This window comes from Singulisphaera sp. GP187 (assembly GCF_900129635.1).
Lineage (GTDB): Bacteria > Planctomycetota > Planctomycetia > Isosphaerales > Isosphaeraceae > Singulisphaera.
In genome coordinates, this window is record NZ_FSRB01000002.1 from 2,573,381 (window position 1) to 2,596,642 (window position 23,262).

15 protein-coding genes and 2 tRNA genes are annotated in these 23,262 nt (G+C 61.9%); 9 read left to right on the top strand and 8 right to left on the bottom strand.

All coding sequences use genetic code 11. The features are described from left to right. The first annotated feature begins 202 nt into the window (after nucleotides 1-202). From BUS42_RS34355 to BUS42_RS34375, 5 genes are all read left to right on the top strand, one after another. Complete coding sequence (locus tag BUS42_RS34355) at nucleotides 203-3,520, top strand: hybrid sensor histidine kinase/response regulator (protein WP_143206607.1); 3,318 nt, start codon at nucleotides 203-205, stop codon at nucleotides 3,518-3,520. 108 nt (nucleotides 3,521-3,628) lie between these two features. Then, nucleotides 3,629-3,715: transfer RNA gene (locus BUS42_RS34360), tRNA-Leu, on the top strand. A gap of 175 nt (nucleotides 3,716-3,890) precedes the next feature. Beyond that, nucleotides 3,891-3,977: transfer RNA gene (locus tag BUS42_RS34365), tRNA-Leu, on the top strand. A gap of 266 nt (nucleotides 3,978-4,243) precedes the next feature. Beyond that, nucleotides 4,244-4,528 carry a transposase gene (locus BUS42_RS45665; protein WP_074314676.1) on the top strand — a complete coding sequence of 95 codons (285 nt, stop codon included), beginning with the start codon at nucleotides 4,244-4,246 and terminating at the stop codon, nucleotides 4,526-4,528. A 163-nt stretch (nucleotides 4,529-4,691) separates the two neighbouring features. Continuing rightward, nucleotides 4,692-5,405, top strand: coding sequence for a DUF1349 domain-containing protein (locus BUS42_RS34375; protein WP_074314679.1), 714 nt, complete (start codon nucleotides 4,692-4,694; stop codon nucleotides 5,403-5,405). 317 nt (nucleotides 5,406-5,722) lie between these two features. On the opposite strand, the gene BUS42_RS34380 is transcribed toward BUS42_RS34375, so the two are convergent. The 5 genes from BUS42_RS34380 to BUS42_RS34400 all read right to left on the bottom strand — a co-directional run bounded on the left by BUS42_RS34380 (nucleotide 5,723) and on the right by BUS42_RS34400 (nucleotide 13,075). Then, the gene (locus BUS42_RS34380) at nucleotides 5,723-7,087 is read right to left on the bottom strand and encodes a DUF1501 domain-containing protein (RefSeq protein ID WP_074315692.1); all 1,365 of its coding nucleotides are present in this window, start codon (nucleotides 7,085-7,087) and stop codon (nucleotides 5,723-5,725) included. Between the two features lie 22 nt (nucleotides 7,088-7,109). Then, nucleotides 7,110-9,596, bottom strand: coding sequence for a PSD1 and planctomycete cytochrome C domain-containing protein (locus tag BUS42_RS34385; protein WP_074314681.1), 2,487 nt, complete (start codon nucleotides 9,594-9,596; stop codon nucleotides 7,110-7,112). A 407-nt stretch (nucleotides 9,597-10,003) separates the two neighbouring features. Continuing rightward, the gene (locus BUS42_RS34390) at nucleotides 10,004-10,537 is read right to left on the bottom strand and encodes a methylated-DNA--[protein]-cysteine S-methyltransferase (RefSeq protein WP_074314683.1); all 534 of its coding nucleotides are present in this window, start codon (nucleotides 10,535-10,537) and stop codon (nucleotides 10,004-10,006) included. Between the two features lie 191 nt (nucleotides 10,538-10,728). Next, on the bottom strand, nucleotides 10,729-11,550 hold the full coding sequence (locus BUS42_RS34395) for a fatty acid desaturase (RefSeq protein ID WP_216821111.1): 822 nt from the start codon (nucleotides 11,548-11,550) through the stop codon (nucleotides 10,729-10,731). After that, on the bottom strand, nucleotides 11,528-13,075 hold the full coding sequence (locus tag BUS42_RS34400) for a phytoene desaturase family protein (protein ID WP_083670971.1): 1,548 nt from the start codon (nucleotides 13,073-13,075) through the stop codon (nucleotides 11,528-11,530). The genes BUS42_RS34395 and BUS42_RS34400 overlap by 23 nt, the downstream gene beginning before the upstream one ends. Nucleotides 13,076-13,566: 491 nt before the next feature. Here BUS42_RS34400 and BUS42_RS34405 point away from each other — a divergent pair, with 491 nt between their 5' ends. Beyond that, nucleotides 13,567-15,195 (top strand): right-handed parallel beta-helix repeat-containing protein, encoded by a 1,629-nt coding sequence (locus BUS42_RS34405; protein ID WP_254053981.1) that lies wholly within the window; start codon nucleotides 13,567-13,569, stop codon nucleotides 15,193-15,195. Between the two features lie 255 nt (nucleotides 15,196-15,450). Then, a complete protein-coding gene (locus BUS42_RS34410) occupies nucleotides 15,451-17,118 on the top strand; it encodes an N-acyl-D-amino-acid deacylase family protein (protein WP_083670975.1) in 1,668 nt (555 codons plus the stop codon). 151 nt (nucleotides 17,119-17,269) lie between these two features. On the opposite strand, the gene BUS42_RS34415 is transcribed toward BUS42_RS34410, so the two are convergent. Further along, a complete protein-coding gene (locus tag BUS42_RS34415) occupies nucleotides 17,270-17,914 on the bottom strand; it encodes a hypothetical protein (RefSeq protein ID WP_143206608.1) in 645 nt (214 codons plus the stop codon). 345 nt (nucleotides 17,915-18,259) lie between these two features. Between BUS42_RS34415 and BUS42_RS34420 the strand changes: the two genes are divergently transcribed. Continuing rightward, nucleotides 18,260-18,613, top strand: a complete 354-nt coding sequence (locus BUS42_RS34420; RefSeq protein ID WP_074314689.1) for a hypothetical protein — start codon at nucleotides 18,260-18,262, stop codon at nucleotides 18,611-18,613. Nucleotides 18,614-18,882: 269 nt separating this feature from the next. After that, nucleotides 18,883-19,587, top strand: a complete 705-nt coding sequence (locus BUS42_RS34425) for an RNA polymerase sigma factor (RefSeq protein WP_074314691.1) — start codon at nucleotides 18,883-18,885, stop codon at nucleotides 19,585-19,587. A 362-nt stretch (nucleotides 19,588-19,949) separates the two neighbouring features. Here BUS42_RS34425 and BUS42_RS34430 read toward each other — a convergent pair whose 3' ends face one another. After that, nucleotides 19,950-20,837 (bottom strand): hypothetical protein, encoded by an 888-nt coding sequence (locus BUS42_RS34430; protein WP_074314693.1) that lies wholly within the window; start codon nucleotides 20,835-20,837, stop codon nucleotides 19,950-19,952. Nucleotides 20,838-20,859: 22 nt separating this feature from the next. Further along, nucleotides 20,860-21,972 carry a PEP-CTERM sorting domain-containing protein gene (locus BUS42_RS34435; RefSeq protein ID WP_143206609.1) on the bottom strand — a complete coding sequence of 371 codons (1,113 nt, stop codon included), beginning with the start codon at nucleotides 21,970-21,972 and terminating at the stop codon, nucleotides 20,860-20,862. Between the last annotated feature and the right edge of the window lie 1,290 nt (nucleotides 21,973-23,262).

Genomic DNA, 23,262 nt, shown 5'->3' on the forward strand with positions numbered 1-23,262 from the left:
AACTCTCGGTAAGCGGATCGCGACGCGATCCGCCTTACGGCCTACGTCACGCGGTTCAGCCTTCGGATGATCGTGAACATTGATAGAATGCCCCAGCGGTCATCGTGAGTGGTTTTTTCCAGGGTGACCTGTTCGGGATTTCCCCCAACGAACCCCGTTTCGAGTTGCGGGAACGAGCTCCGTCCGACAACGAGCGATTGGGTTGAGAAGGCTTCGAGCCATGGAGTCGTACACCGAGGACATCCGATCGATTCGTCGCACCCTCGAGGATCTGGACGCGCTCTCGACGCTCTCCGCGTCCTGGGTCGGATCGCCTCCGGTTCAGGTTGCCCAAAACCTGGCGGACCTCCTGTTCGACCGGATGCGCCCCGACTTCCTCTATCTGCGCCTCCTTGAGCGGTCGGACGGGTCGGAGCGCGAGGTCGTCCGAATCGTCGATCGAAGTGCCTCGGAAGCCTCGCCCCGTCAGATTGGCCAGGTCCTCGCCCCCTGGTTAAATCTCGGGTCCACCGACCTGATCCGGTCGATTCCCAATCCCTTGGGAACCGGTGACACGCGCATCGTGGTCATTCCGCTCGGCACTGACGGTGAGCTAGGGGTCTTGGTCGCCGGTTCGAGAGCGGCGGGGTTCCCCGGCCAGGAGCATCATCTCCTCCTCAGCGTCATGGCCCATCAGACCGCGCTGCTGCTCCAACGGCATCAGACGAGAGAAGTGCTGCGATCGAGCCAGTATCGGTTTCCGAGCACACTCAATGGCATGTTTCTATTTGCCGGATTACTTGACCTCGATGGGACAGTCATTGAGGCGAATCACACCGCGCTGGAATTCGGCGGCCTGAAGCGAGAGGACGTGATCGGCCACCCGTTCTGGGAAGCCCGGTGGTGGTCCGGCTCAGTCGCGGTTCAAGCACGACTTCGTGCCGCGATTGCCGAAGCAGCGCGTGGTGAGTTGGTGCGTGACGAGGTCGAAGTCCGAGGCTCTGACGAGCGGATCGTGGTCGTCGACCTTTCCATCAAGCCCTTGCGGGACGAACGGGGTCGCATCGTCCAGCTCATTCCCGAGGGAAGAGAGATCAACGACCGGAGCCAGACCGGGTTGGCACACCGTGAGGACCAGGACCGATTTCACGGCACGTTCGAGAACGCGGCCGTCGGGATCGCTCACGTCGACGGCGAAGGCCGCTTCCTCCGCGTGAATGAGGTTTTTTGTGTGATCGTTGGTTACACACGTGATGAATTACTCAAAAAATCGTTCCAGGATCTCACTCTCCCCGATGATCAGCCGGCAAGCCTCGCATTATTCGCACCGCTCATGCGCGGCGAATCGATCAGCGTCTCGCTCGAGCAGCGTTCGGTCCGCAAGGACGGTTCGCTGATCTGGAGTGAGGTGTCTGTCGTCGCTCAGCCCGACCTGGCGGGTAAACCGGCGTACGCCATCGTGGTCCTGCAAGACGTCACGGCGCGGAAACAACTTGAAGGGGAGTTGCGACGGGCCAAGGAGGCAGCGGAGTCAGCCAATCGGGCCAAGGACGAGTTTCTGGCCAACGTCAGCCATGAGATCCGCACCCCGTTGAACGCCATCATTGGCATGACCGAACTGGCCCTCGACACCCCGCTCACGGGAGATCAGCGAGACTGCCTCCAGACAGCGTTATCCGCAGCCGCCAACCTGCTTGGCGTCATCGATGACCTGCTCGACTTTTCCAAGATCGAAGCGGGTAAGCTCGAGCTCGCCGCGACCGAATTCTCGCTCCGCTCCGCGCTGAGCGACACCATGCGGCTCCTGGCCGTTCGCGCCCACCGGAAGGGCTTGGAGTTGGTCTGCCAGGTGGGCCTCGACGTGCCCGATACGCTCATCGGCGATGCGGGCCGGTTCAAGCAGGTGTTGCTCAACCTCGTGGGCAACGCGATCAAGTTCACCGAAGTCGGCGAAGTCGCCGTGGAAGTGGCCGTGGCCGAGCTTGCCGGTTCGAAGGATCAAATTGCCCTGCGGATCTCAGTCCGTGACACCGGCATTGGCATTCCGCCCGGACTGCGCGAGCGAATCTTCCAGGCCTTCGAACAACAGGATACGTCGACCACCCGGAAATACGGTGGGACCGGCCTGGGACTGACAATCGCCGCCAGGTTGGTGGCGCTCATGAATGGAACGATCCAGGTCGAGAGCGAGCCGGGCCAGGGAAGCACCTTCGCCTTCGAAGTGCGGTTCCGGCGACCGCCCCACCCAACCGAAGGCAAGGCCTCCCCGCCACCGGCCTGGCTGCATAACCTGCTTGTGCTCATCGTCGACGACAACGCCACCAGTCGACGGACCCTGGAGCAATGGCTCCTCGGTTGGAGGATGAAGCCCGCCACGATGAGCGACGGACTGGCGGCGATGGAGACTCTTCGACACGCAGCGGCTTCCGGGGTTCCTTACGCCCTGGTCCTGCTCGACGCCCGAATGCCAGAGACCGACGGCCCGACAATTGCTGCGTTGATCCGGCAACGCGCGGAGCTCTCCACCACCCGAATCATCATGCTCCACTCGGGGAAACTTCCCGGCGATCCTCGTCGGTTTCGCGAATTGCGAGTCGCCGCCCAACTCCTCAAGCCGGTCCAACAACACGAGTTGCTCGAAGCAATCAAGCGTGTCATGAATGATGACATGGATGAGTCAATTGAAACCGAAGTGTCGCTTCCCGGTCTGGAGCCGTTGAGGATCCTTGTCGCCGAGGACAATGAGTTCAACGCCCGACTGCTCGAGCGAATGCTGACTCGACGTGGCCATGGAGTGCGGATCGCGGAGGATGGCCTGAAGGCCCTGGCATTGATTGGCCTGGGGGGTCGAGAGTCGGAGACGTCCAAGCCCGCCCACTCTCCCCTGGCGGAGGAGTTCGACCTGTTGCTGTTGGACCTTCACATGCCGAGGCTTGACGGCTATGAAGTGGTCATGGCGATCCGCCAACGCGAAGCCATTGGGGGCGGTCACCTCCCCGTCATTGCCCTCACCGCGCGGTCGCAGCCGGAAGACCGCGCCCGCTGCCTTGCGGCCGGCATCGACGACTACCTCGCGAAACCGATCCGGGCCGCCGAGCTCTTTGCGGTGATCGACGGCTTGGTCCCCGCCCGCTCGACCCCGACACCGACCCCGATCGCGAATCCAAGGTCGAATCCGGATGATCCCAACGCCCTCCTGACGTCGGCCACCCTCTTGGCGGTCTGCGGCGGCGATGACACGGTCCTCCGCGAAATCTGCCAAGACTTTCAAACCTACGGGCCGACTCAACTGGCCGCCGTCCGCGACGCCCTCCGTGCCCACGACCCCGCACGGCTCAGCAAGGCCGCCCACAACCTTGCCGGTTTGCTGTCCGCCTTCTCGACGCCTGCCGGGAACCTGGCCTCCGACCTCGAAGAACGCGCCGACCTCCACCAACTCAAGGAAGCCCCCGTCCTGGTCCACCAACTCGAATCAATGGCCCAAGAACTCCTGCGCCTGCTCCCGGATCTCTCGATTGAAAAACTCCGGTCCGCCCTTTGATCTCATAGATTTCCAGCAATCGCAGAGGAACTAGCCACCAGCCTATTGACTGGGGGCGATTCCCGGTTAGGATATAACTCTCGCTGGTGACAAACACTAACGAGACTCGCCGGAGTGGCGGAATTGGCAGACGCGCTAGCTTGAGGGGCTAGTGAGCTAACCATGCTCGTGCAGGTTCAAGTCCTGTCTCCGGCACTAGAAATTAAGGGGCTTGCGGCAATTGCTGCAAGCCCCTTATTCGTTAGATTCCTCAACGGTGCCTCATAAGTGCCTCGGTCGGCAATCATGTGGGACCATGTTGTATTTCTTTTGACTGGATGCGATTCCCGGTTAAGATATCACTCTCGCTGGTGACATCCCAACGAGACATGCCGGAGTGGCGGAATTGGCAGACGCGCTAGCTTGAGGGGCTAGTGAGCTAACCATGCTCGTGCAGGTTCAAGTCCTGTCTCCGGCACTGACAGAATAAGGGGCTGCGTCGAAAGACGCAGCTCCTTTTTCTTGCGCCCTGACCGCGGTTCGCAACAACGCTGCGGTGGCATTGGGGTCGTCCAATGGCCAACCTGCAGGAACGCAACGGCAGTTACCGGGTCATCTTCCCGCATCACGGTAAGCAGCACTTCGTCACGATCGGCAAGGTATCGAAGCAGGAGTGTTTTGCTTCAGACGGAAATGGAGAGACGCCCCACCCGAGTTATGCTAAAACTCGGCAGGAGTCTCACCATGCGAAAGCCCCGAAAGAACGATACGCCTGTCGAGAAGGTCGCCATTCTCAGGCGTCACCTGCTCGACCACGTCCCCATCTCCGATCTCTGCGATGTGCTCCAACTCTCGCCCACGCAGTTCTACCTCTGGCAGAAGCAGTTTTTCGAGAACGGCCCCGCCGCGTTCGAACGCAAGAACGCCGCGCCCGAGACCCATCAAATCCGCACCATCGCCGCACTCCGCGACAAGCTCCAACGCAAGAACGAAGGGCCGGAGCATCGGGCGCATGAGCGAGAAGAATAGGGGGCTCGTTCGTCTCGGCTGACGAGGCTGAGTATTCGGAAGGCGGGAGTGTGTCGGTAGATCGTGGCTATGATTACTGGTCTCTTTCATTATCATCCGACAAACGTCATACTCGGCGATCGTTCGATTGTCCCCCGTTCTCTTCGATGGAGGGTGAAGGACCATGGCTTCGATCAACCCGAAAGCCGCCGCGATAGTCTTGGGGAGTTGTGCCGTCGCATTTCTCATGGCCTTACCGATCAGGGCCGACGACAAGGACAAAACTTCCCCGATCCTGAAGGGGTGGGGCCAGGTCACCGACACGGACCGGGACTGCGACATCACCTCCAACGAGAACGCAGTTGAGTTCAAGATTCCCGGCAAGTCTCACGACTTCGCCTCCGAGCTCATGCTTCAGAATGCACCCCGCGTCCTTCAAGATTTGAAGGGTGATTTCATCGCCCAAGTCAAGGTCACGGGCGAGTTCAAGCCGGGCGCCACGAGTACTATCCCTGGCCGCCTCTCCTATCACGGGGCCGGACTCCTCGTCGTTAGCGACAAGGATAATTATATCAGTCTTCACCGGGGATGTGTTTACATCAATGACCGGATGCGGCACTATGCAAACTTCGAGTTGCGCAAGGACGGCGCCATGTCCATCTCACGCTATGAGATCGAGATCCCGGACCAGGACACCTACCTGCGGCTGGAGCGGCGAGGCGACAAGGTGTTCAATGCCACGAGCCCGGACGGTATCCATTGGACGTCTTATGATCCAATTGAAGTGGGGCTTCCCCAAACAATCCAACTCGGGATCGTCGGCGTCAGTTCATCCGACGTTCCGCTTGCAGTGAAGTTCCAGGACCTGACCATCTTTCGTAAGACCGAGGCCGAATAACTGATAGCGGCCTGCCAAAGTCTCCGCAACGTTCGGGATGGCCAGCCGAGTCGTTTTCAGGGTCCGGACTGGCCATCCTCTCCTTTCATCGCCCTGCAATCGCGATGCATTCACTGGTTGCAATTCTCACGAAGTGCGATTGACTGCTCGCAGAAACTGCAACCGAGCGTATCTGCTGGGCGATTGCACCGTAGCCTCTGCACTGAATAACAGCCAGAGCTGTGCGGAACGTCAGTGACTCCGGTCTTGGTCGCCTCGGTCCCGCCAGGCTTCAATCCGAGCACATCCCACGGCGAATTGCTTGGCAAGGCACTTCGTCAAACAAGGATTTCGCGGACGACCTCGCCGGCGACATCGGTGAGTCGGAAGTCGCGTCCCGAGTAGCGATAGGTCAGTTTCTCGTGGTCGAGGCCCAGCAGGTGGAGAATGGTCGCGTGCAGGTCATGCACGCCGATGCGACCATCGACGGCACGGAAACCGAACTCGTCGGTTGCGCCGTGGACGTGGCCCGGCTTCACACCGCCTCCGGCCATCCACATCGTGAAACCGAATGGGTTGTGGTCTCGGCCGTCCCCGTTCTCGGAAACCGGCGTGCGGCCGAACTCGCCGCCCCATATTACCAGCGTGTCGTCGAGGAGACCGCGCTGCTTCAGGTCGGTCAGGAGTCCGGCGATCGGCTGGTCGATCTCGCGGGACTTTTTGCGGATCTCGTTGCTGATGTTTGCATGATGATCCCAGCCGCCGTTGACGACCTGCACCATCCTCACGCCGTTCTCGACCAGTCGTCGCGCCAGGAGACAGGTATCGGCGAACTTGCCCTCGCCGTAGAGCTTGCGAGTGGCCTCGCTCTCCTTGCGAATGTCGAAGACTTCGGGGGCGGCGGCCTGCATTCGGAAGGCCGTCTCCATCGATCGGATCCGGGCTTCCAGGAGGGGGTCAACTCCCCGATCGGCCAGGTGGCTCGCGTTCGCCTGGCGAACGAATTCGAGTTGACGCTCCTGCTTCACCCGATCGAGCTTCGGGTTGCGGAGATGCCGGATCATCCGGTCGGGGCTTGGCCGGTCCAGCTCGATCGGCGTCCCCTGGTGCTCGCCGGGGAGATAGCCGTTCCGGGCTGAGGACGTGAAGGTATTCCCCAGCGAAACGAACCCAGGAAGGCTCTGGTTTTCGGTCCCCAGGCCGTACGAAATCCAGGCGCCCAGGCTTGGGTGGACCTGATCGATGCGGCCCGAGATCAGGAAATTGGTCGCCGGGCCGTGGTTCGGATTTGAGCCGTGCACGGCCCGGAGGACGCAGAGGTCGTCCACGCACCCGCGGAGGTGCGGGAGCAGCTCGCTGACCTCGATCCCGCTCTCCCCGCACTTTTGAAACTCGAACGGCGATGGGAGGAGTCCGCCGGTGACGCGCTCAGTCCGCAGGTCGACGCCACCGGGCCGCTTGCCCGCGTGCTGCTTGATCGCCGGCTTCGGGTCCAGCATATCGAGGTGCGACGGGCCGCCAGCCATCAGGAGGAAGATCACCCGCTTCGCCCTGGCCGGGAAATGGGGCAAGCCGAGATCGGCACCCATCACCGCTTCCGAGCAGAGGAAACTCGCCAGACTTAGCCCGCCGACGCCGGAGGCCAGCGACCGGATGAAGCGACGCCTCGACGCGAACTCAGGGGCGGACTCGTGAGTGATCATGGGGCAACCTTGCATCGACGTGTCAGTCGACGAATAGGAACTCGTTGCTGATGAGGAGGGCCTGGGCGAGCACGGCCCAGGCATCGCGTGAGTCAGTCCCGCCTTCGCCTTCGACCAGGCGGATCGACCGCTCGACCTCATCCGCGCTCGGCTCGCGGAGCAGGATCTTACGATAGAGGCCCGCGACATAGACCTTGGGGTCGAGTTGGAGCTCCACAACTTGTCGCGTTGGGGGCGTTTCGAGGTCTTCTGGGGACGAACGTCGGCGGCCCGCCGCTCGCACCCTCGAGCGCGGAGCCTCGGACTCTTCGGCCGGGAGTTGGATCCCAAGGTTTCGAGCCGCGAGCTTGTCGGACTCAGCGAGCAGGAACGGGCTGTTGAGGAAATAGAGCTGTTGGAGGGGAGTCGTCGTCGCGTCGCGGCCTTCACCGTGCCGGTTGGCGTCCGGGAAGTCGAACACCCGCAGGACGTCGGCGACTCGCTGACGACTGACCCGGCCATAAACCGTCCGGCGACGGAAGTTGCTGTCTTCGAGGTTCCCGGACGGCCCGCCCATCGTCGGGTCCATCGATCCGGACACCTGGAGGATGGCGTCACGCCAGGCCTCGATATCCAGCCGCCGGCGATGGGACCGCCCAAGCCACTTGTTTTCCGGGTCGGTCGAGACGGCCGAGGCGACGCCTCGACTCGACTGCCGGTAGGTGGCCGAGAGCACGATCTCGCGATGCAGCGCCTTCAGCGACCAGCCACCGGCGATGAAGCGGGCGGTCAGGTCGTCCAATAAGTCCGGGTGGGACGGCGGATCGCCGAGCTTGCCGAAATTGCTCGGGGTTGTCACCAGCGGGTGGCCGAAGTGCCAGCCCCAGACCCGATTGACGATCACCCGGCCGGCGAGCGACGCCGCCTCCCCGACGATGCCGTCGGCGAGTTCCTTCCGACCGCTCCCCTCGCCGAACCCTCGTGGCTCGCTTGGCGACAGGACGGCCGGAAGCCGCCGGACGACGATCGAGCCATGGTTCGAGGCGTTGCCCCTGAGAAAGATGGGGAGGTCGCGAGACTCACCCGGCCTGTAGTCCAGCCTCGTCCAGGAGGAGTCCGTGCCGTCGACCCAGAGGCCAGCGTCACGGACCGCAGGCGCCGTGGGACCGTCGAAGAGAGGCGCCGCCTTCAGGGTCTTGAGCCGGGCTTCGAGTTCGGCGATCCTGCCGTCATATTTCGATTCGTCTTCCTTCTGTTTGCGGGCTGTCGACTTCATCTCATTGGCGTAGCCGAGCCGGAGTTCGAGATCGACGAGCTCGACGCGGCGGTCGGCCAATGAGGCTTCGACTTCGGGCGAGGTTGGCACCAGGGGGCGTTCAACCAACTGGGTGCTGGCCATCACCCCCGCCAGGGCGTAGTAGTCGGCCGTCCCGATCGGGTCGAACTTGTGGTCGTGGCACCGCGCACAGGCCACGGTCAGGCCCAGAAACCCTCGGGTGGTGGTATCGACTCGCTCGTCCCACTCGTCGGCCACGATCGTCGAGATCACCTCGGCCGAGAGTTTCGGCTCCTTGTGGTAGACCGGCGCCAGGCCGATGAATCCGAGCGCGGCAAGTTCAGATCGGGGGAGGTCCGGCATGAGATCCGCCGCCAGTTGGCGGCGAACGAACTCATCGTACGGCAGGTCGGCGTTGAAAGCACGGATCACCCAATCGCGGTAAGCGTGCGGGTTCCGAGGCGCCTTGTTGGTGGCCTCTCCGGTCGGATTGTCCTCGGCGTATCGCGCGACATCGAGCCAGAATCGGCCCCAACGTTCGCCATGACGCGGGGAGGCGAGCAAGCCGTCCACGACCCGTTCAAACGCCTCCGGTGCCTCATCGACCAGGAACGAATCGACCTCCTCGGGGGACGGCGGCAGGCCGGTCAGATCGAACGTGACTCTGCGGATCAGGGTCCGCCGATCCGCCTCGGGCGATGGCCGCATCCCGTGGTCGTCGAGCGTCGCCATGACAAACGAATCGATGCGATTCCTCGTCCAGCGCGGTTCGGAGATCTTCGGAAGCGACTTCCGTGAGACCGGAAGGAACGACCAGAATTGGCGGCCGACGTCCAGGTCGATCGTCGACCGGAGCTTGGTCGAGTCAGCCCCCTCGCCTTCGGGGAGCGGGGCGCCCATCTCAACCCAGCGGCGGAAGTCCGCGATCACGTGATCCGGCAGCTTGGCGTCGGGTGGCATCTCGGCGACCCCGCCTTCGTGGGCGATCGCATCGACCAGCAAGCTCTCGTCCACCTTGCCCGGGACGATGACAACCCCCGAGTCCCCCCCCTTGCGGAGCCCGGCGGGGCTATCGAGCCGGAGCCCTCCCTTCGGCTCCTTCTTCCCGGCCGAATGGCAACGGTTGCAGCGCTCGACCAGGACCGGGCGAATCTTGGCCTCAAAGAACTCCAGGCCGCGATCGTCGGCGATTGATGGCCGGGTCCAGCAGAGCACTCCCACCAACAGGGGAAGGATGGAGTAGGTTCGGAACATCGGACACCGTTCGGAGTCGCAGGTCGGGCGGAGTTCAGGACTCGCGCAGCGGCGAGTGGGCGGATGGAACCAAAGTCTACCTGATTCTCCCGGTGATCGTCTAACTCTACCCACCCCGAATTCGGTAATTCAGCGCGATTTGTCCACATGACAGAGTGTCATCTGTCCACCAATTGCCTGTCTCGTCCAACTCATTCTCCATCCGTCTGAGTCGTTTTCGATAATATTCAATTGCTCAATTGTTGTTTCAGCGGAGGCTTCGGCTGCCGGCTAATGGCCAAGCGCAGAATCGACAATGCGATAAAAAGATTCTCGTTTCGCCCCATCCGCGGCGCGAATTGCCAAGCCATCGCCGACCGAAGCGAAGTAGGCGACCAATCCACAAACTTAAGTTTGATTGCTGACATCTAAAACAGCCTGGTCGCATCGGCGATCTCCTTGGTGACGGCCGACTTACCGAACTGTGCGCCTTCCAGCCTGAGCAGCAGCGCCTTGGCTTCAAGTCCACCTGCAAAGCCGGTGAGCTTCCCAGAAGCGCCAATCACGCGATGGCAAGGTCCGATGATCGAGAGCGGATTCTTTCCATTGGCGGCACCGACGGCCCGCACGGCGTTGGGGTCTCCGATCTGCTTCGCGAGTTCTCCGTAGGTCCGCGTCTCGCCGAATGGGATGCTGAGCATCGCCTGCCAGACTTTTTTCTGGAAGGGAGTGCCGACGAAATCGAGTTTGACGGAAAACACCTTGCGCTTTCCCGCGAAATACTCGTTTAATTGCCGTTCCGCCTCGACGAGCACGGGGTGGTGCTCACTGTGCAATCCGACATCCAGCCGTACCCGACGAGGATCGTCATTTTCCCAGAGCACCGCCGCCAGGCCCGCCTCGCTCCCGACCAGCTTGAGCATGCCCACGGGAGAGTTCATCGTCTTGTGCACGTAACTCATCTCCGGTTCTCCCTCTTCGCCAACGGCTTCGATCCATGCGTCGAGAGCGTGACGGACACTTATCCCACCATCCGGCGTCAAAATCGAGCTCGGTGCGCGACTTGGTTGTCCATAAAAACAGGACTTGGCGAGCGAAAATCTGCATCGATCAATATAGGTTTTAAGACCCAGAAGGCAAGGCCCCGCCCTCCTCAAGGCACGCGCCGAGGCCGGACCCCGGCGCTTCGCAGCAGTGGATCGAGTCGTCGGGACAGCTCGGAGAGGTTGTGGCTGGGCACCTCGGGGTAGAGATGGTGTTCGAGGTGATAGGTTAACTCCAGAAATAATGCGGGGAGGATCCGCCCTCGCAGGGTGTGCGTCTGCGAGAGCGGCGTATCGCCGTAGCCCCGATGCGGCAGATGGACGGTCAGCAGGGGATAGACCCAACTGCCGACGATTGCGAGCGTGGAGTAGACCAGCACGGCGGGCGTCTTGGGCAAGAGCCAGAGACCGGCGGTCGGAGCGGCAAAGGCCCAGGCCGCCTCGGCGACCAGCCAACGTCTCAGGGCGCCGCCCGGCTTGCCACGGCCATAGGACCAGTACCAGAGCCGAGGCAGAAACAAAGGGCCCCACAAGACGACCTTCACCAGGCTCCATCGCGCCGGGTCACCCTCCGGATCGTCGGGCCCCGGGAAAACGCGGTGGTGTCGGAGATGCGTCGCGCGGTAGGCGTGGCCACTTTCCAGGAGGACGGCCCCCATGGCGAACAGGGCCCACTCAGTTTGATTTCGGGAGAGACCCAGCGACCCGTGAACGACGTCGTGCGTCACTGTGACCACAGCAACGAAGACCAGGAAGAGAATGAAGGGGGTCAGCCACCACAGACCGGCATATGCCGCCATTATATATGCGATGACACCAAGAAACGGCCGGGCCAGGGCAAGTCGACGCTGGTAGGGCGAGGTCGCCAGAAGGTCGACGCCAAGCTTCTCGAGTGTGGGCATCACCGTGTCAGTGCGCGTTGCGGATGGCATGCGCGGCTCCTCGGGCTCGGGCGGTGGGGAAACGATTGGGACGAACACGTCGGCTCCCTTCAGCCAGCACGCCCGCGGCGACCAGGCGACTCCCGAGGCAACAAGCAACGGTTCCCAGGCCCGGCCACGTGCTGTCGCCGACCAACCAATAACCGGGGAGGCCGAGATCGTGCGGAATGGCATGCTGGTTCGTATTGGCGAGGGTCTGTCGGACGCCGCCCACGGCGCCTCGCGGTCGTCGGGTGAATCGTTCGTAGGTTGCGGGCGTGGCGACCTCGCGCACCACGGCGCCCCGGCCCAACTCGGGATAGACTCGCCTGGCCATCGTGATGAGCCGCTCGCCGACTTCGTGTTTGCGTGCGCGGTAGGCTTCGGGCGTAAGTCCCTCCCACGGGTCCAACTTGCAGTGCGTCGAGATCATCAAGGCACGGAAGCCGGCCGGGGCGCTGGCGGTATCGCCAGGTGTGGAGACAGAGACGAACATGTTATTCCCGTTCCCGAGCGGCTGGTCGTAGTCATGCAGCAGTTGATGGTGGGTGAAAGCTTGACCGGCAACCTCGTCGTCGGGGACGCCGAGGAAAACGACGACGGCCCCACCCACTGCGTTGGCATCGCGGCGGAGGAACGGCGCCAACGCCTCGGCAATCGGTTCGGGGCCAAGTCGTGCCGCCAGGCGGGCGGGGACGGCGGCGACGACCTGAATGGCCGAGATCACACCACGACGTGTCGTGACATGATAGCTCCTCCCCTGCCCCTCGACCCGCTCCACCGAGCAGCCGACGCGCAACTCGCCGCCGAGTTCACGATAACGGGCGATCAAACTGTGCCAGAAGCCGCGCATCCCACCTCGCGCCCGGGTCAGTCCGGCGCCCCGGATCGTGATCCCTAATGCGGCGTTGATCAGAGGTGCCTCGGCCACGGAGCTATGCACCGTGTCTTCGACCAGCATCGAGAGCAGGCCGACCAACGCGCGATCGTCCCCCAGGCCACGCGCCCGCAATGCGTCGGCCAAGGTCCAACTCAGGTAGCGGACCAGGGGCAACCCATCGAGACCGACCGCTCGCGCAGCGCGGAGTGCGTCATCCAAACCGCGAATCGGCAGCCTGACTCCGACACGGCTCGCCCGCCAAAAGACGCCCGCCAGCCGATCGAGCAGGAGCCAAAGCGAACGGTGCGCCTGGGTGTCTCCCAACGCCTTGAGCCGCTCACGGGACCACAATGCCGGGTCGCGATGTAACGTCACCGTTCGGTCGGGCAGCCAGGCGACGTAGCCGGGCAACGCGTCGCCCTCGATCGGCAACATTCCAATGCTTTCAAGCAACTCGCCGCCGACGCCACCCGGTCCAAAGTCAACAAGGGTGGTGGCGCCCACATCGAACGAGAAACCGTTGCGGCGAAAGTAACCGGCGCAGCCACCGGGCTGACCATGTGCCTCCAGGACGATCGTCGAGAGGCCGCGTGCCTGGAGCCGCGCCGCCGTTCCCATCCCGGCGATCCCTCCCCCAATGATTGCCACATCGTACATCCGCACCCCCCTCGAATGACCGCCTATGTTGGATCATCCGCCCAGAGTTACGTCTCGACCGGAGCCGTCACGTACCAACTCCCACATCCTCCTTTCCCTAGGACCGGAGACCTCACCTATCTCTTAACCACAAGCTTTGTCGCCTGGTCGACGATGCCCAACCTCCTCGACTCCGTGGTTCCCGCGCTCGTGGTAAGTGACGAGCCAATTCGCGCGATGGCAAACAATTCACTTAAGCGAATCCATAAACCAGAAAGTCTTTACGAATCGTGCACGATTCTTTCCTTGGGTCGACTGAAGCGTTCGGGGTTGCCTTGATTAGCTCGGAACTCGCCGATCCTGAGCCGGTGCAGCACCGGTGCGGGGGCAGCCACGGGACGAACGGGAAAGAAATCGGCGCCGAATTCATTAGAAGCTTACAACCAGTCATCATGTATATTGGAATGGGCGAACCGTCGAGTGGACCCAGACGAGTAACCAGGAGCATGCTCATGCCACCGACCAATCTGACTCCGACCATGCGACGGAACCGTGCCAAGATCCGTACTCTGGCTTGGTCTAGGCCCTTGGAGCGGTTGGAGGGGCGCGTGGTTCCCGCGACGATCCTGGTCACAAGTCTGGCCGACGCCGGCCCGGGTACCCTGCGTGCCGCGATCACTCAGGCCAACATCGACTCGGCCGCCGATACGGTCACGTTCGACTCGACCGTCCGTGGGACGATTACCCTGGCCAGATTGCTGCCGACCTTATCCAGCGACATCGAGATCGAGGGGCCGGGGCCTTCGGCGTTGACGATCGCTGGGCAATCCACTCCTGGTTTCCAGATCTTTAACGTAGAACCAGGTGTCGTGGCCACGATCTCCGGGCTCACGATCACGAGGGGGAGCGCTCCCTACGGCGGTGGGATCTTCAACGGCGGTACGCTGTCGGTTGTCAACGCAACCATCAACGGAAATCAGGGTGCGGAAGGGGGCGGCGGCATCGCCAATAGCGGTACGATGACGATCGTCAACTCAACGATCAGCGGCAACGAGACGAATCTTTTCGATGGCGGCGGCGGGATTTTCAACGGCGGCACGATGACGATTGTCGGCTCTACCGTCAGCGGAAACGTCGCATCCACCCTCGGCGTGGACCGCGGGGGCGGCATCAGTAATCTCGGCACGATGTCGGTCATCAACTCCACTGTCAGCGGCAACCATGTCGTCGGCAGCGGCGGCGGTTTTTTCAATGCCGGCAACCTGTCGGTCGTCAGCTCCACGATTAGCGGGAACCGTGCGGATGCCTTCCGTGGATCCCAGGGCGTTGGCGGCGGGATTGCCAACTCCGGGACGTTGACGATGGTCGGCTCGATCATCAGTGGAAATACGACCAGTTCAGGCTCGCAGGACATCAGCGGTGGGGGCTCGTCGCTGGGCCAAAATCTCTTTTTCGACGCCCCCGCGATCAGCCTCGACCCCACGGACCTGCCCCACACCGATGCGCTGCTTGGCCCGCTCGCCGACAATGGCGGCCCCACGCAGACTCAGGCCCTGCTTCCCGGGAGCCCCGCGATCGACGCCAGCGTCACGATCACCGGCGTGGCCAGTGACCAGCGGGGCGTGGCGCGGCCCCAGGGCAGCGCCCCTGACATCGGCGCGTTTGAGGCGATCGGCGTTGTCGGCGCGCGGCCAACGGTAACAAGCCTGGTTCGGACCGGCGTCCATACCCAACCGACCACCCTGGTGCTCACCTTCAGCGCCGCGATGTCGCCGATAAACGTTCAGGATTTACGCAACTACACCATCGTCCCGTCCGGCCCCGCCGGCCGCCCCGGGTTGCACGCCCGGCCGATCCCGATCGCCTCGGCCGTCTACGACCCAGTGGCGCGATCCGTTACCCTGACCTCAAGCCGCCCCTTAAGTGTCCGTGCTTACTTCCGGATGACGGCCTCCGGCACGCCCCCTAACGGCCTGAAAAGCACCGGCGGTGTGTTCCTCGACGGGTCGGGGAGCGGTCAACCGGGGACCGACCTCGTGACGGTGATCCACGGGTTCCGCTCGGCGGTTCCGACCGCGAATGTTGCGATCAAGGCAGTGCCAAAGGTAGCCGCGTTGCTGGGGAGTCGCTGGTTGCGATGAGTTGTCTAAAAAGAGCATGATCATGTCGCAATGTGATTTCGTCGGCAAAAATGGCGGAGACTCAGCTCCATTCCCAACGAGCTCACCGAGGATATCCAGGGGTGACCTTCGGACCGTGTGTACCGCCCGGCCAAACTTAAGTGAGGCCGGGCGGTTGCCGATGGGGCGAGGCGGGATTATCCTCGGAGCTTGTTAGGCCGGGACCCGGGTCGCGTCGGCGCGGGGAAGGCTTCGCCGACGAACCGAGATGTCTCCATGTTTCGACTCCCTTTCCAATCCGTCCTGGTTGCTTGCCTGGTCATGACGATGGCCACCCTTGCCCGGGGCGCCGAGGATCCGCCCTACGACCTGATCCTGACCGGCGGCCGGGTGGTGGACGGGACCGGTAACGCCTGGTTCCTGGGCGATCTGGCAATTCGAGGCGACACGATCGCGCGAATCACCCCCGCCGGCCAACTCGGTGACGCTCCGACCAAGAAACGGGTCGACGCCTCAGGGCTGATCGTCGCCCCCGGTTTCATCGACATCCAGGGCCACTCACGCGACGAATTGCTCTCCGGCGACGGTCGCCTGATCGGCAAGGTGACGCAGGGCGTGACCACCGAGATTCTGGGCGAAGGAGACTCGAACGCGCCGTCGCGGAAGGTCTCCCGCTTCGATGGTCCCCGTGGCTTCGACGCCTGGCTCCGGGCCATGGAGGCCCATGGCGGGTCGGTCAACTTCGGATCGTTCGTCGGTTCGGCGACGATCCGGGGCTACGCCAAGGGGATGACGCCGGGTGCCCCCACCGCCGACGAGCTGGAACTCATGAAGCGGCTGGTCCGCGATGCCATGAAAGACGGCGCCTTCGGCCTGGCCTCGGCCCTGATCTACCCGCCCGATAGCTTCGTCTCGACCGAGGATCTGATTGCGCTCTCCCGCGCCATGGCTCCCTATGGTGGCATCTACATCACCCATATGCGATCCGAGGCCGACCGCCTCCTGGAAGGGATCGACGAGGCGATCCGGATCGGTCGCGAGGGGGGCGTGCCGGTCGAGATCTACCACCTCAAGGCCGCGGGCAAGCGGAACTGGGACAAGGCCGCCGCCGCCATCGCCCGGATCGCCGACGCCCGTGCTCGGGGCCAGGACGTGGGCGCCGACATGTACCCGTACGACGCCGCCGGCACCGGCCTGACCGCCTGCCTGCCCCCCTGGGCCTCGGCCGATGGCAAGTTGTTCGCAAACCTGGCCGATCCCGAGATCCGGACCAAGATCCGCGAGGAGATCCTCCACCCCACCTCGGATTGGGAGAATCTGGCCGAACTCTCGACGCCGGAAGGGGTGATGGTCCTCGGTCTCAACAAGCCTGAGCATAAGAAGTACATCGGCATGCGTCTCTCCGAGATCGCCAAGGATCGGGGAAAGGACTGGATCGACACCGCCCTCGATTTGATCGAAGCCGAACACCAGCGGGTCAGCACGATCTATTTCATGATGTCCGAAGCGAATGTGAAGCGGCAACTCCAGCAACCCTGGATCAAATTCGGCACGGACGCATCGGGCCACGACCCTGCGACGGCGAAAGGCCTGACTCATCCCCGCTCTTACGGCACATTTCCCCGGATCTTGGGCAAGTACGTCCGCGACGAGTCGGTGATCCCCTTGGAAGACGCAATCCGCAAGATGACCTCTGCCGTCGCCGCCCGCCTCTCGATCCGCGATCGTGGATTGCTCCGCGAAGGCTTCCGCGCCGACATCGTTGTGTTCGACCCCGCCACCATCGCTGACCGTGCCACCTTCGAGCAGCCGCACCAGAACTCCATCGGCATCCGCTCCGTAATCGTCAACGGTGTGCTCGTGGTCGACGACGGCAAACACACCGGCGCCAAGCCCGGCCGCGCTGTCCGCGGCCCCGGCTACACCGCAACAACCTCCAATTGATCCATCCGCCCGCCTGGCCCAGAGGGTTCGGCGGATTCGACTAACCCTCGGTGGATAAACTCACCGAGGCAGTCGTGAACGGCCGACCGTTTTGCCTGACCGTCGCAGCCGTGAGGAGGGGAATCACGAAGGCGTCAAGGATCGTCGGGCGTTAATGCACACGTTCCCAGAGTTCGTCGAACACCGCACCGTTGGGGACCTTCCCGAAGTGATACCACTTCTTACCCTCGAGCTTGAAGGTGCCCTTATATTCCTGACCGGCAAGTACGAGGAGGTCTTCACTGTTCGAATACTCGATCTGCGCCTTATACTTGCCGTCTCTGATGGAATACTCCCCGCCGCCCGAGCGGAGGACTTTGCCGGTCTCCGGGGAGAATGACAGCCAGAGATAATGGCCGGCGGACATGATCTTGTATTCATCGTAGGGCGGCTTCTGATAATTGCCGCCCTCGTGGCCGTTGACCCCAACAATCCGCCACACGCCTTCCACCAGATCGGTCTGATCGGCACCGGCATCGGCGACCGGATTGAGTTCCTCCTTCGGTGACGGCTCCGCGCTCCTTTCCAGTCGTGCCAACCGCTGCTTGGCCTTCTTGAGGTTCATTGCCGTCGTTCGGAGTTGCGTCTCCAACTCCGTGACCAGGACACGTGCCTCGGCAACCACTGTCTCTGCGCCTGGCTTTTCGGTCGCCAGTGCCTTCCCGCGGCCAGCGGTCAACAGTACGGGCACGAGCGCAAATACGACCACCAGTCCCACCACCAAGGCCAGCCGCTTCCCCGTGTGACAATCCCCCATGCGTCTTCTCCCGTTGCGTCGTTTGACTTGATTCCGATCACCGACGACAAGTGTCAGCGAACCGGGTCGTCGCGTCAAGGTGATCGGCCGGCGAGCTCCCGAACTCATCAGAGTGCCGCTCGAAGCACGAAAGTTCCCAAGGTTTATCATGATTTTATTGGCGATCCGGAAGGTGGCGGAATCGCTGACTTTGTCGGTTGACAACTCTCCAAATGCTGTTGAGAATCAAGCCGTCGATCGCCCGACTTCGTACGGGTCTTGCCGACGGACTGACCTTCCTCGTCGCCCGGCTCGCAGGCTCTCGCGATCGGAGCACCTTCGATCTCTTGCGCAGGAATAAGAACCTTGTCCCGACCTGTCCGGCTCTTCCTGGTCTCATGGCTACTGGCCCTTTATGGGTTGGTTTCGCTGTGCGGCACGGGGCTGCACTCGTTCGTGGACGCGACCTCCGCGCATCATGACCACGCCGGCGGTCATTGCGACGAGGGATCAAACAAGTCGATCTCTGCGGCAAACGACCATTGCCCACTCTGCGATTTCCAGTCGCAAGGGCAGTTGTCGATCCGAACGACGACGCTCAGCTCCCGGCCTCTGAACCCAGTTCACGTCACGATCCTCTCGATCGCGATCGCGGCAACCGATCCGCATTCCTCCGGCAGCCCGCGCGCCCCACCTGCCCACATGGCGAGCCTTATCTAAGCTAAGGCAATCATGCTGCTTGCTCGCATCGCGGACAGTCGCCCGTTGCGCGACGAAACGGCCCTGGTCTCCCCCTCTTCGATCGTCGAGCGGTGAGTTCGCTCAGGGTCGATTCGAGCGCGGCCACGCACCGACCGACGATCGCCCGCCAACCTGCGCTGAAGTGGCCGATCGCAACCAATCCAGGAGCGGTTACGAAGGTCGTCCGAGGTCAATAACCGGCCTCTCGGGCTCACGCTCGTGGCACGCCAATTGAACAGGAGCCGACGATGTCGGTGAGGACCGCGCATGCGCCGAGGGAAGAGCTCGGCCCATTGAAAAAACCGGATCACCATGCCGAAATTGGAACCGAGTCTCCGTCCTGCATTCCCAACGAAGTGCCGGCCCACTCCGCGGAAGGGCCGAGCCAGCGTCCGTGGCATCTCGAATTCGCGGAAATCGTGGCACCGCTGCTCGATCAACTCCACCGCTTGGCGAGGCGGATCCTGCGGAGCGACGACATGGCGGAGGACGCCGTGCAGGAGGCTCTGACCAGTCTCTGGCGCGCAGGCCGACTCCCTCCGAACCCGACTGGGTGGCTCTCTCGGGCGGTCGTCCATCGCAGTCTCCATTTGAATCGTTGTCGGAAACGACGTCGATGTCATGAAGAGAGGGCATGTTCACACCGCTCGGAAAATCAGAAAGAAGGGGAAGCGTCGCGAACGCTCGAGGCCAGAGAACTGGGTGTCCGGATCGATGCGGCCATTGCGCAACTGCCTGAGCGGTTCCGTGAAGTCTTCTTGCTCAGGGAAGTGGAGCAAATGGACTACGGGGCGATCGCCGATCTCCTCCGTGTTCCCGTCGGGACGGTGCGATCGCGTCTTTTTCGCTCGCGAGAGGCGCTTCAGAAAGCGCTGAGTGAGGGGGGATGGCCAGAGAACGAAGCGACGGAACCACCAACCAAGACGGCTTCGACCCTCGACTCCCCCTCATGAGGCGGTTTTGGTCGAGGCCATTCTCGAGGCTTATGCCGCGCCCACAACGACGGGTTGAGTCTAAGCCTCTGGTCTCGGTTTCTCTTGATTTTCTGACGGGCGACCGCGGGGATTTAATGGCCGCTGGGTGCCTCGAGTTGGACTCAAGCCGTGAGCGATCGCCCAGATTTTTGGCTCACGGGTTGAGTCCAAGCCGTGGGGCCCAGGGCTTGCACATTGTTCAATATCAAGGAAGACCAGGTCCACCTGCTGAGAGCGATTTTCGGTCGGGTGGATCACAGGCGGAGCGATTTGAGGGGCGGGACGAGGTCGGCGTGAGCCTGGCACCGCGCCCAAGGTGAATCGAACGCATTGAAGCAGGATTACTTGATTGAGAGAATGAATCCCTGAACCTTGTAGAGTCGCCCCACGAAACCGAGTTCGGAAGACGGCGGCATCACCCAGACCCATTTACCGAACTCTTCGACATGAAAACGTGCGTCGAGGTAGTCCGACAGTTCGAGGGTGTGCGTCATCCGGTACATCCCGTCGGTCATCCAGTGACCTTCAGGGTTCAGATGGATAAAGCATCCTTGAATCGTTTCCGAGAGATAGATCCGACCCTTCGAAGCGACGAGTCCGTGAACGGTCTCGATGAAGGCCCGTTCCATTCGACGCGCCAAGCCGTACATCGCCTGAACCCACCGTGTCGAAGCACGGAACTGTTGCACTTGCTGGGGAAACGTGGCACCGAACAGCGCCAGCGCCTGATTGCAGGCTTCCAGATGAAGCTGGCACAGAACACACGACGCGACGACAAGGTCGTACGATTGCCCCGTGCTGAAAACTTGGGGGGTTACCGCGTCGGCGAGCGCTGAGATCTTCTCGATCGCCTGTTCAGGATCGTCCGTCGTCGCGAGCGATTCGGTCACTTGCTCCAGAAACTGAGTGGTGACCCCGGTGAGGTCGGCGACGAGTCGGAGAACCTTCGACGACCGTTCGGGGCTGACGGCCACTTGCTCCAGCGACGATTCATTCCAATCGTTGAGCGTGACCGACGCAAACCGCTCGGTCAGCGCCGGCAAGGGAATCTCCTGGCAGGGGCCGGCCCCGAGGATGATCGCAGCTCCCGGCTCCACCTGCTCGGAGGCCAGTTGGATCATTCCCTGGCTCGCCGCGTGATGTCCATCAGCCACCGGAGGAACCCGGACCCACCGCCGCGGTTCGTTCGAGCCAAAGGCCGTCAGTGGTGGTTCCGGTAGAATCGGCATATCAGATCATCCGAGACGGGGCTCAGCGTGCGAGTTCAGCCGCGAAGCCACGAGTGTTGTTTGACTCTTTTTCTCGACGCTTCCGCACGAACAAGATTGTGGCCACGGCACCCGCGGTCCACAAGGCCATGGTCGTCGGTTCCGGCACGGGGGCGGCATTCACCTCCAGCGCCGGTGTTCCCGTTGGAGCATACCCTTGCTGACAAAACGGGCAATGGAAACCCGACTTCTCGGAGAGTGAGGAAAGCCCGAGCATCTCAGCTCCCACCGTCACGGCGGAGCTTCCATGGTTCTGGCTCAGATGAGCCAGAATGTCCGTGGTCGCCTCCGGGCTGAATTTTGTGCTCGGTGAAGTGAGCATATCCCAGGTTGCGGTCGCCGCGTCGAGATACGTCCCGGTCTGGTCGTGGTGAGTGGCCACTCCGAAGGCGTGCATCAACTCGTGAGCAATGTTATGTGCGTCCGCCCACTCGAGTTGATCCAACGATTTGGCGAAACCCAACTTGTCGATGAAACTGAAACCGTTCCCGCCGACCTCGGTAATTCCGATCGCGTTGGGATTCGGAGCGTACGATGCACCCGAGACCACGCTCAAGGTATGCGACGACTGAGCGCTGGGGTCGAGTGAGAGATTCACGTTGATCCCACTGTTCAGGAAAGTCTGCTCGACGTTCTTCATGACGGTGTTCGCAAAGTCCGACCGCTGCTGGGGCGTCGGTACACCTCCATAGACGCTGGTGACGGTCGGGCTCTCGTACCAAGGTTGAATCGCTCCGCTGGTCATCAGCGACGCACCGGCGTAGCTCCCGGTCCCGAAGTTCAGATAAGCATCGACGGGTGCCGACGAACTGGACTGGACAGGTGGGGGAGTTGGGGACGTATACGAAGGCGTGAGCGGAGGAGCCGGAGTTGCAACCACGGGCTGCGGAGCCGGAGCCGGAGCCGGCACGGGAACCGGAGCAACAGGCACGTCGGTCTTCGCGTAGGTGGGCGTTCCAACCACGTTTCCACTGGCTTGCGACCAGAAGGTCCATGCCCCCGACCCGCTCACCGCTGTTATCGGATCGGCGAGGGCCACAGTCCCGAGGGTGCTCCATGCGAGAATGCCCACGGAAAGCGTCTTGCGAAAGGACATGGTGAACCTCCTGTTCGGTGCCCGAAAAAGCTTCATCAGGGTGACTCTCAAAGCACGTGATCCTCGCCCTTTCCTGACAAACCACGATCCCCACTCCCTGAAGAGAATGGCGATCAGGTTCATAGGACGTCATCAATGGAATTGAAACGTCAGGATGGGGGGGTGGGAGCGATCAACGAGTGACTGAATTTGAGCAAGTTGTGAGTTCTTCGCCAGGGGGCAACTTCTTCGCGACTCGTGACCTGCGGAACAGTCGAAGGCTCAATCGGAATGGCCTGTTTCCATTACCTATCGTGGAGTCGAATCAAAGGGCGACACTCGAGCTTTCGATTGATTGAAAACGGTGTCGTCTGAAGATCCACTCCCAAGCGTGATGGTGCTCCGCGGCAACCGTCAGGCGACTCCAGTTTGAGCGATATTATTGACTGATCGTCTCTCAGAACGCAAGCGCAAGCCCTGGTCGCTCCCAAGCGATAAAAAACGGTCGCTCCCACTCGATCTCGCCCATTGTCCCGACTCGCACGTCCGTTTCAGCCATTCCCATAAAATGATCTCTCGGCTCGTAAATCGATCGAAAATGGGTGGCCGATCGCCTCGTGAGTCACCAACTGGCCTGATATCGCTAACCACGCGATGCCGTTCGCCTGGACAACATTCCCACCTTGGCCGATTCTCAGAGCCCACTCCTAGGGAGGGTGCCGGCCCTGTTCCAGAAGTTCCGCCTCGACTGTAACGTTTTATGAATTCGCTTCAAATTGCACGGAATGTGCGTTTTTGAAACGAAATCATCAGCTCGCAAGGCGGGACCACGATGCAGGATCTCGTTCAAGAGGGCGACTGTCGACACTCTTGCGTCATTGATCGTGAAACCGACGAGGGGGGGCACGGCCTACGATGTCATGGGCCGGCCGGAGCGGGGGATCGGAGCACCCGGCGTCTCTGTACCTTTGAGTGCTAAACACTCCCGTAGACTCACTCGTGATTCGAACTATTGAGTATTACATAAATGAATGCGTATTAAATATAACACAATGCAATAAGCTAGTAAAATCGCATTCGTTGTCGCAGTGATAAATTCTAATGGTCGAAGTCCGTGGCCAACGCGACATTCGGATTCGCTGATATGTAACTTTGCAAACTTCATAGCCAGGCGAACTCAACTCAGAGCCTGTCGCAGATGGCGAATCCCACCTGAGTTTGGAGTCTGTCGCAAGGAAACCGGGCCGTCGGTCCGCCTCGGAGGCCGAAATTCGCGGGAGAAACTCGTTCCCACGCTCTGCGTAGGAATGC

Bases quoted from the DNA above. Each gene is read 5' to 3' on its own strand.
- BUS42_RS34430 (WP_074314693.1), bottom strand. From the start codon at position 20,837: ATGCCGATTCTACCGGAACCACCACTGACGGCCTTTGGCTCGAACGAA.
- BUS42_RS34415 (WP_143206608.1), bottom strand. From the start codon at position 17,914: ATGGGGGATTGTCACACGGGGAAGCGGCTGGCCTTGGTGGTGGGACTG.
- BUS42_RS34400 (WP_083670971.1), bottom strand. From the start codon at position 13,075: ATGTACGATGTGGCAATCATTGGGGGAGGGATCGCCGGGATGGGAACG.
- BUS42_RS34395 (WP_216821111.1), bottom strand. From the start codon at position 11,550: ATGCCATCCGCAACGCGCACTGACACGGTGATGCCCACACTCGAGAAG.
- BUS42_RS45665 (WP_074314676.1), top strand. From the start codon at position 4,244: ATGCGAAAGCCCCGAAAGAACGATACGCCTGTCGAGAAGGTCGCCATT.
- BUS42_RS34425 (WP_074314691.1), top strand. From the start codon at position 18,883: ATGTCGGTGAGGACCGCGCATGCGCCGAGGGAAGAGCTCGGCCCATTG.
- BUS42_RS34375 (WP_074314679.1), top strand. From the start codon at position 4,692: ATGGCTTCGATCAACCCGAAAGCCGCCGCGATAGTCTTGGGGAGTTGT.
- BUS42_RS34380 (WP_074315692.1), bottom strand. From the start codon at position 7,087: ATGATCACTCACGAGTCCGCCCCTGAGTTCGCGTCGAGGCGTCGCTTC.
- BUS42_RS34405 (WP_254053981.1), top strand. From the start codon at position 13,567: ATGCCACCGACCAATCTGACTCCGACCATGCGACGGAACCGTGCCAAG.
- BUS42_RS34390 (WP_074314683.1), bottom strand. From the start codon at position 10,537: ATGAGTTACGTGCACAAGACGATGAACTCTCCCGTGGGCATGCTCAAG.
- BUS42_RS34385 (WP_074314681.1), bottom strand. From the start codon at position 9,596: ATGTTCCGAACCTACTCCATCCTTCCCCTGTTGGTGGGAGTGCTCTGC.
- BUS42_RS34410 (WP_083670975.1), top strand. From the start codon at position 15,451: ATGTTTCGACTCCCTTTCCAATCCGTCCTGGTTGCTTGCCTGGTCATG.
- BUS42_RS34435 (WP_143206609.1), bottom strand. From the start codon at position 21,972: ATGTCCTTTCGCAAGACGCTTTCCGTGGGCATTCTCGCATGGAGCACC.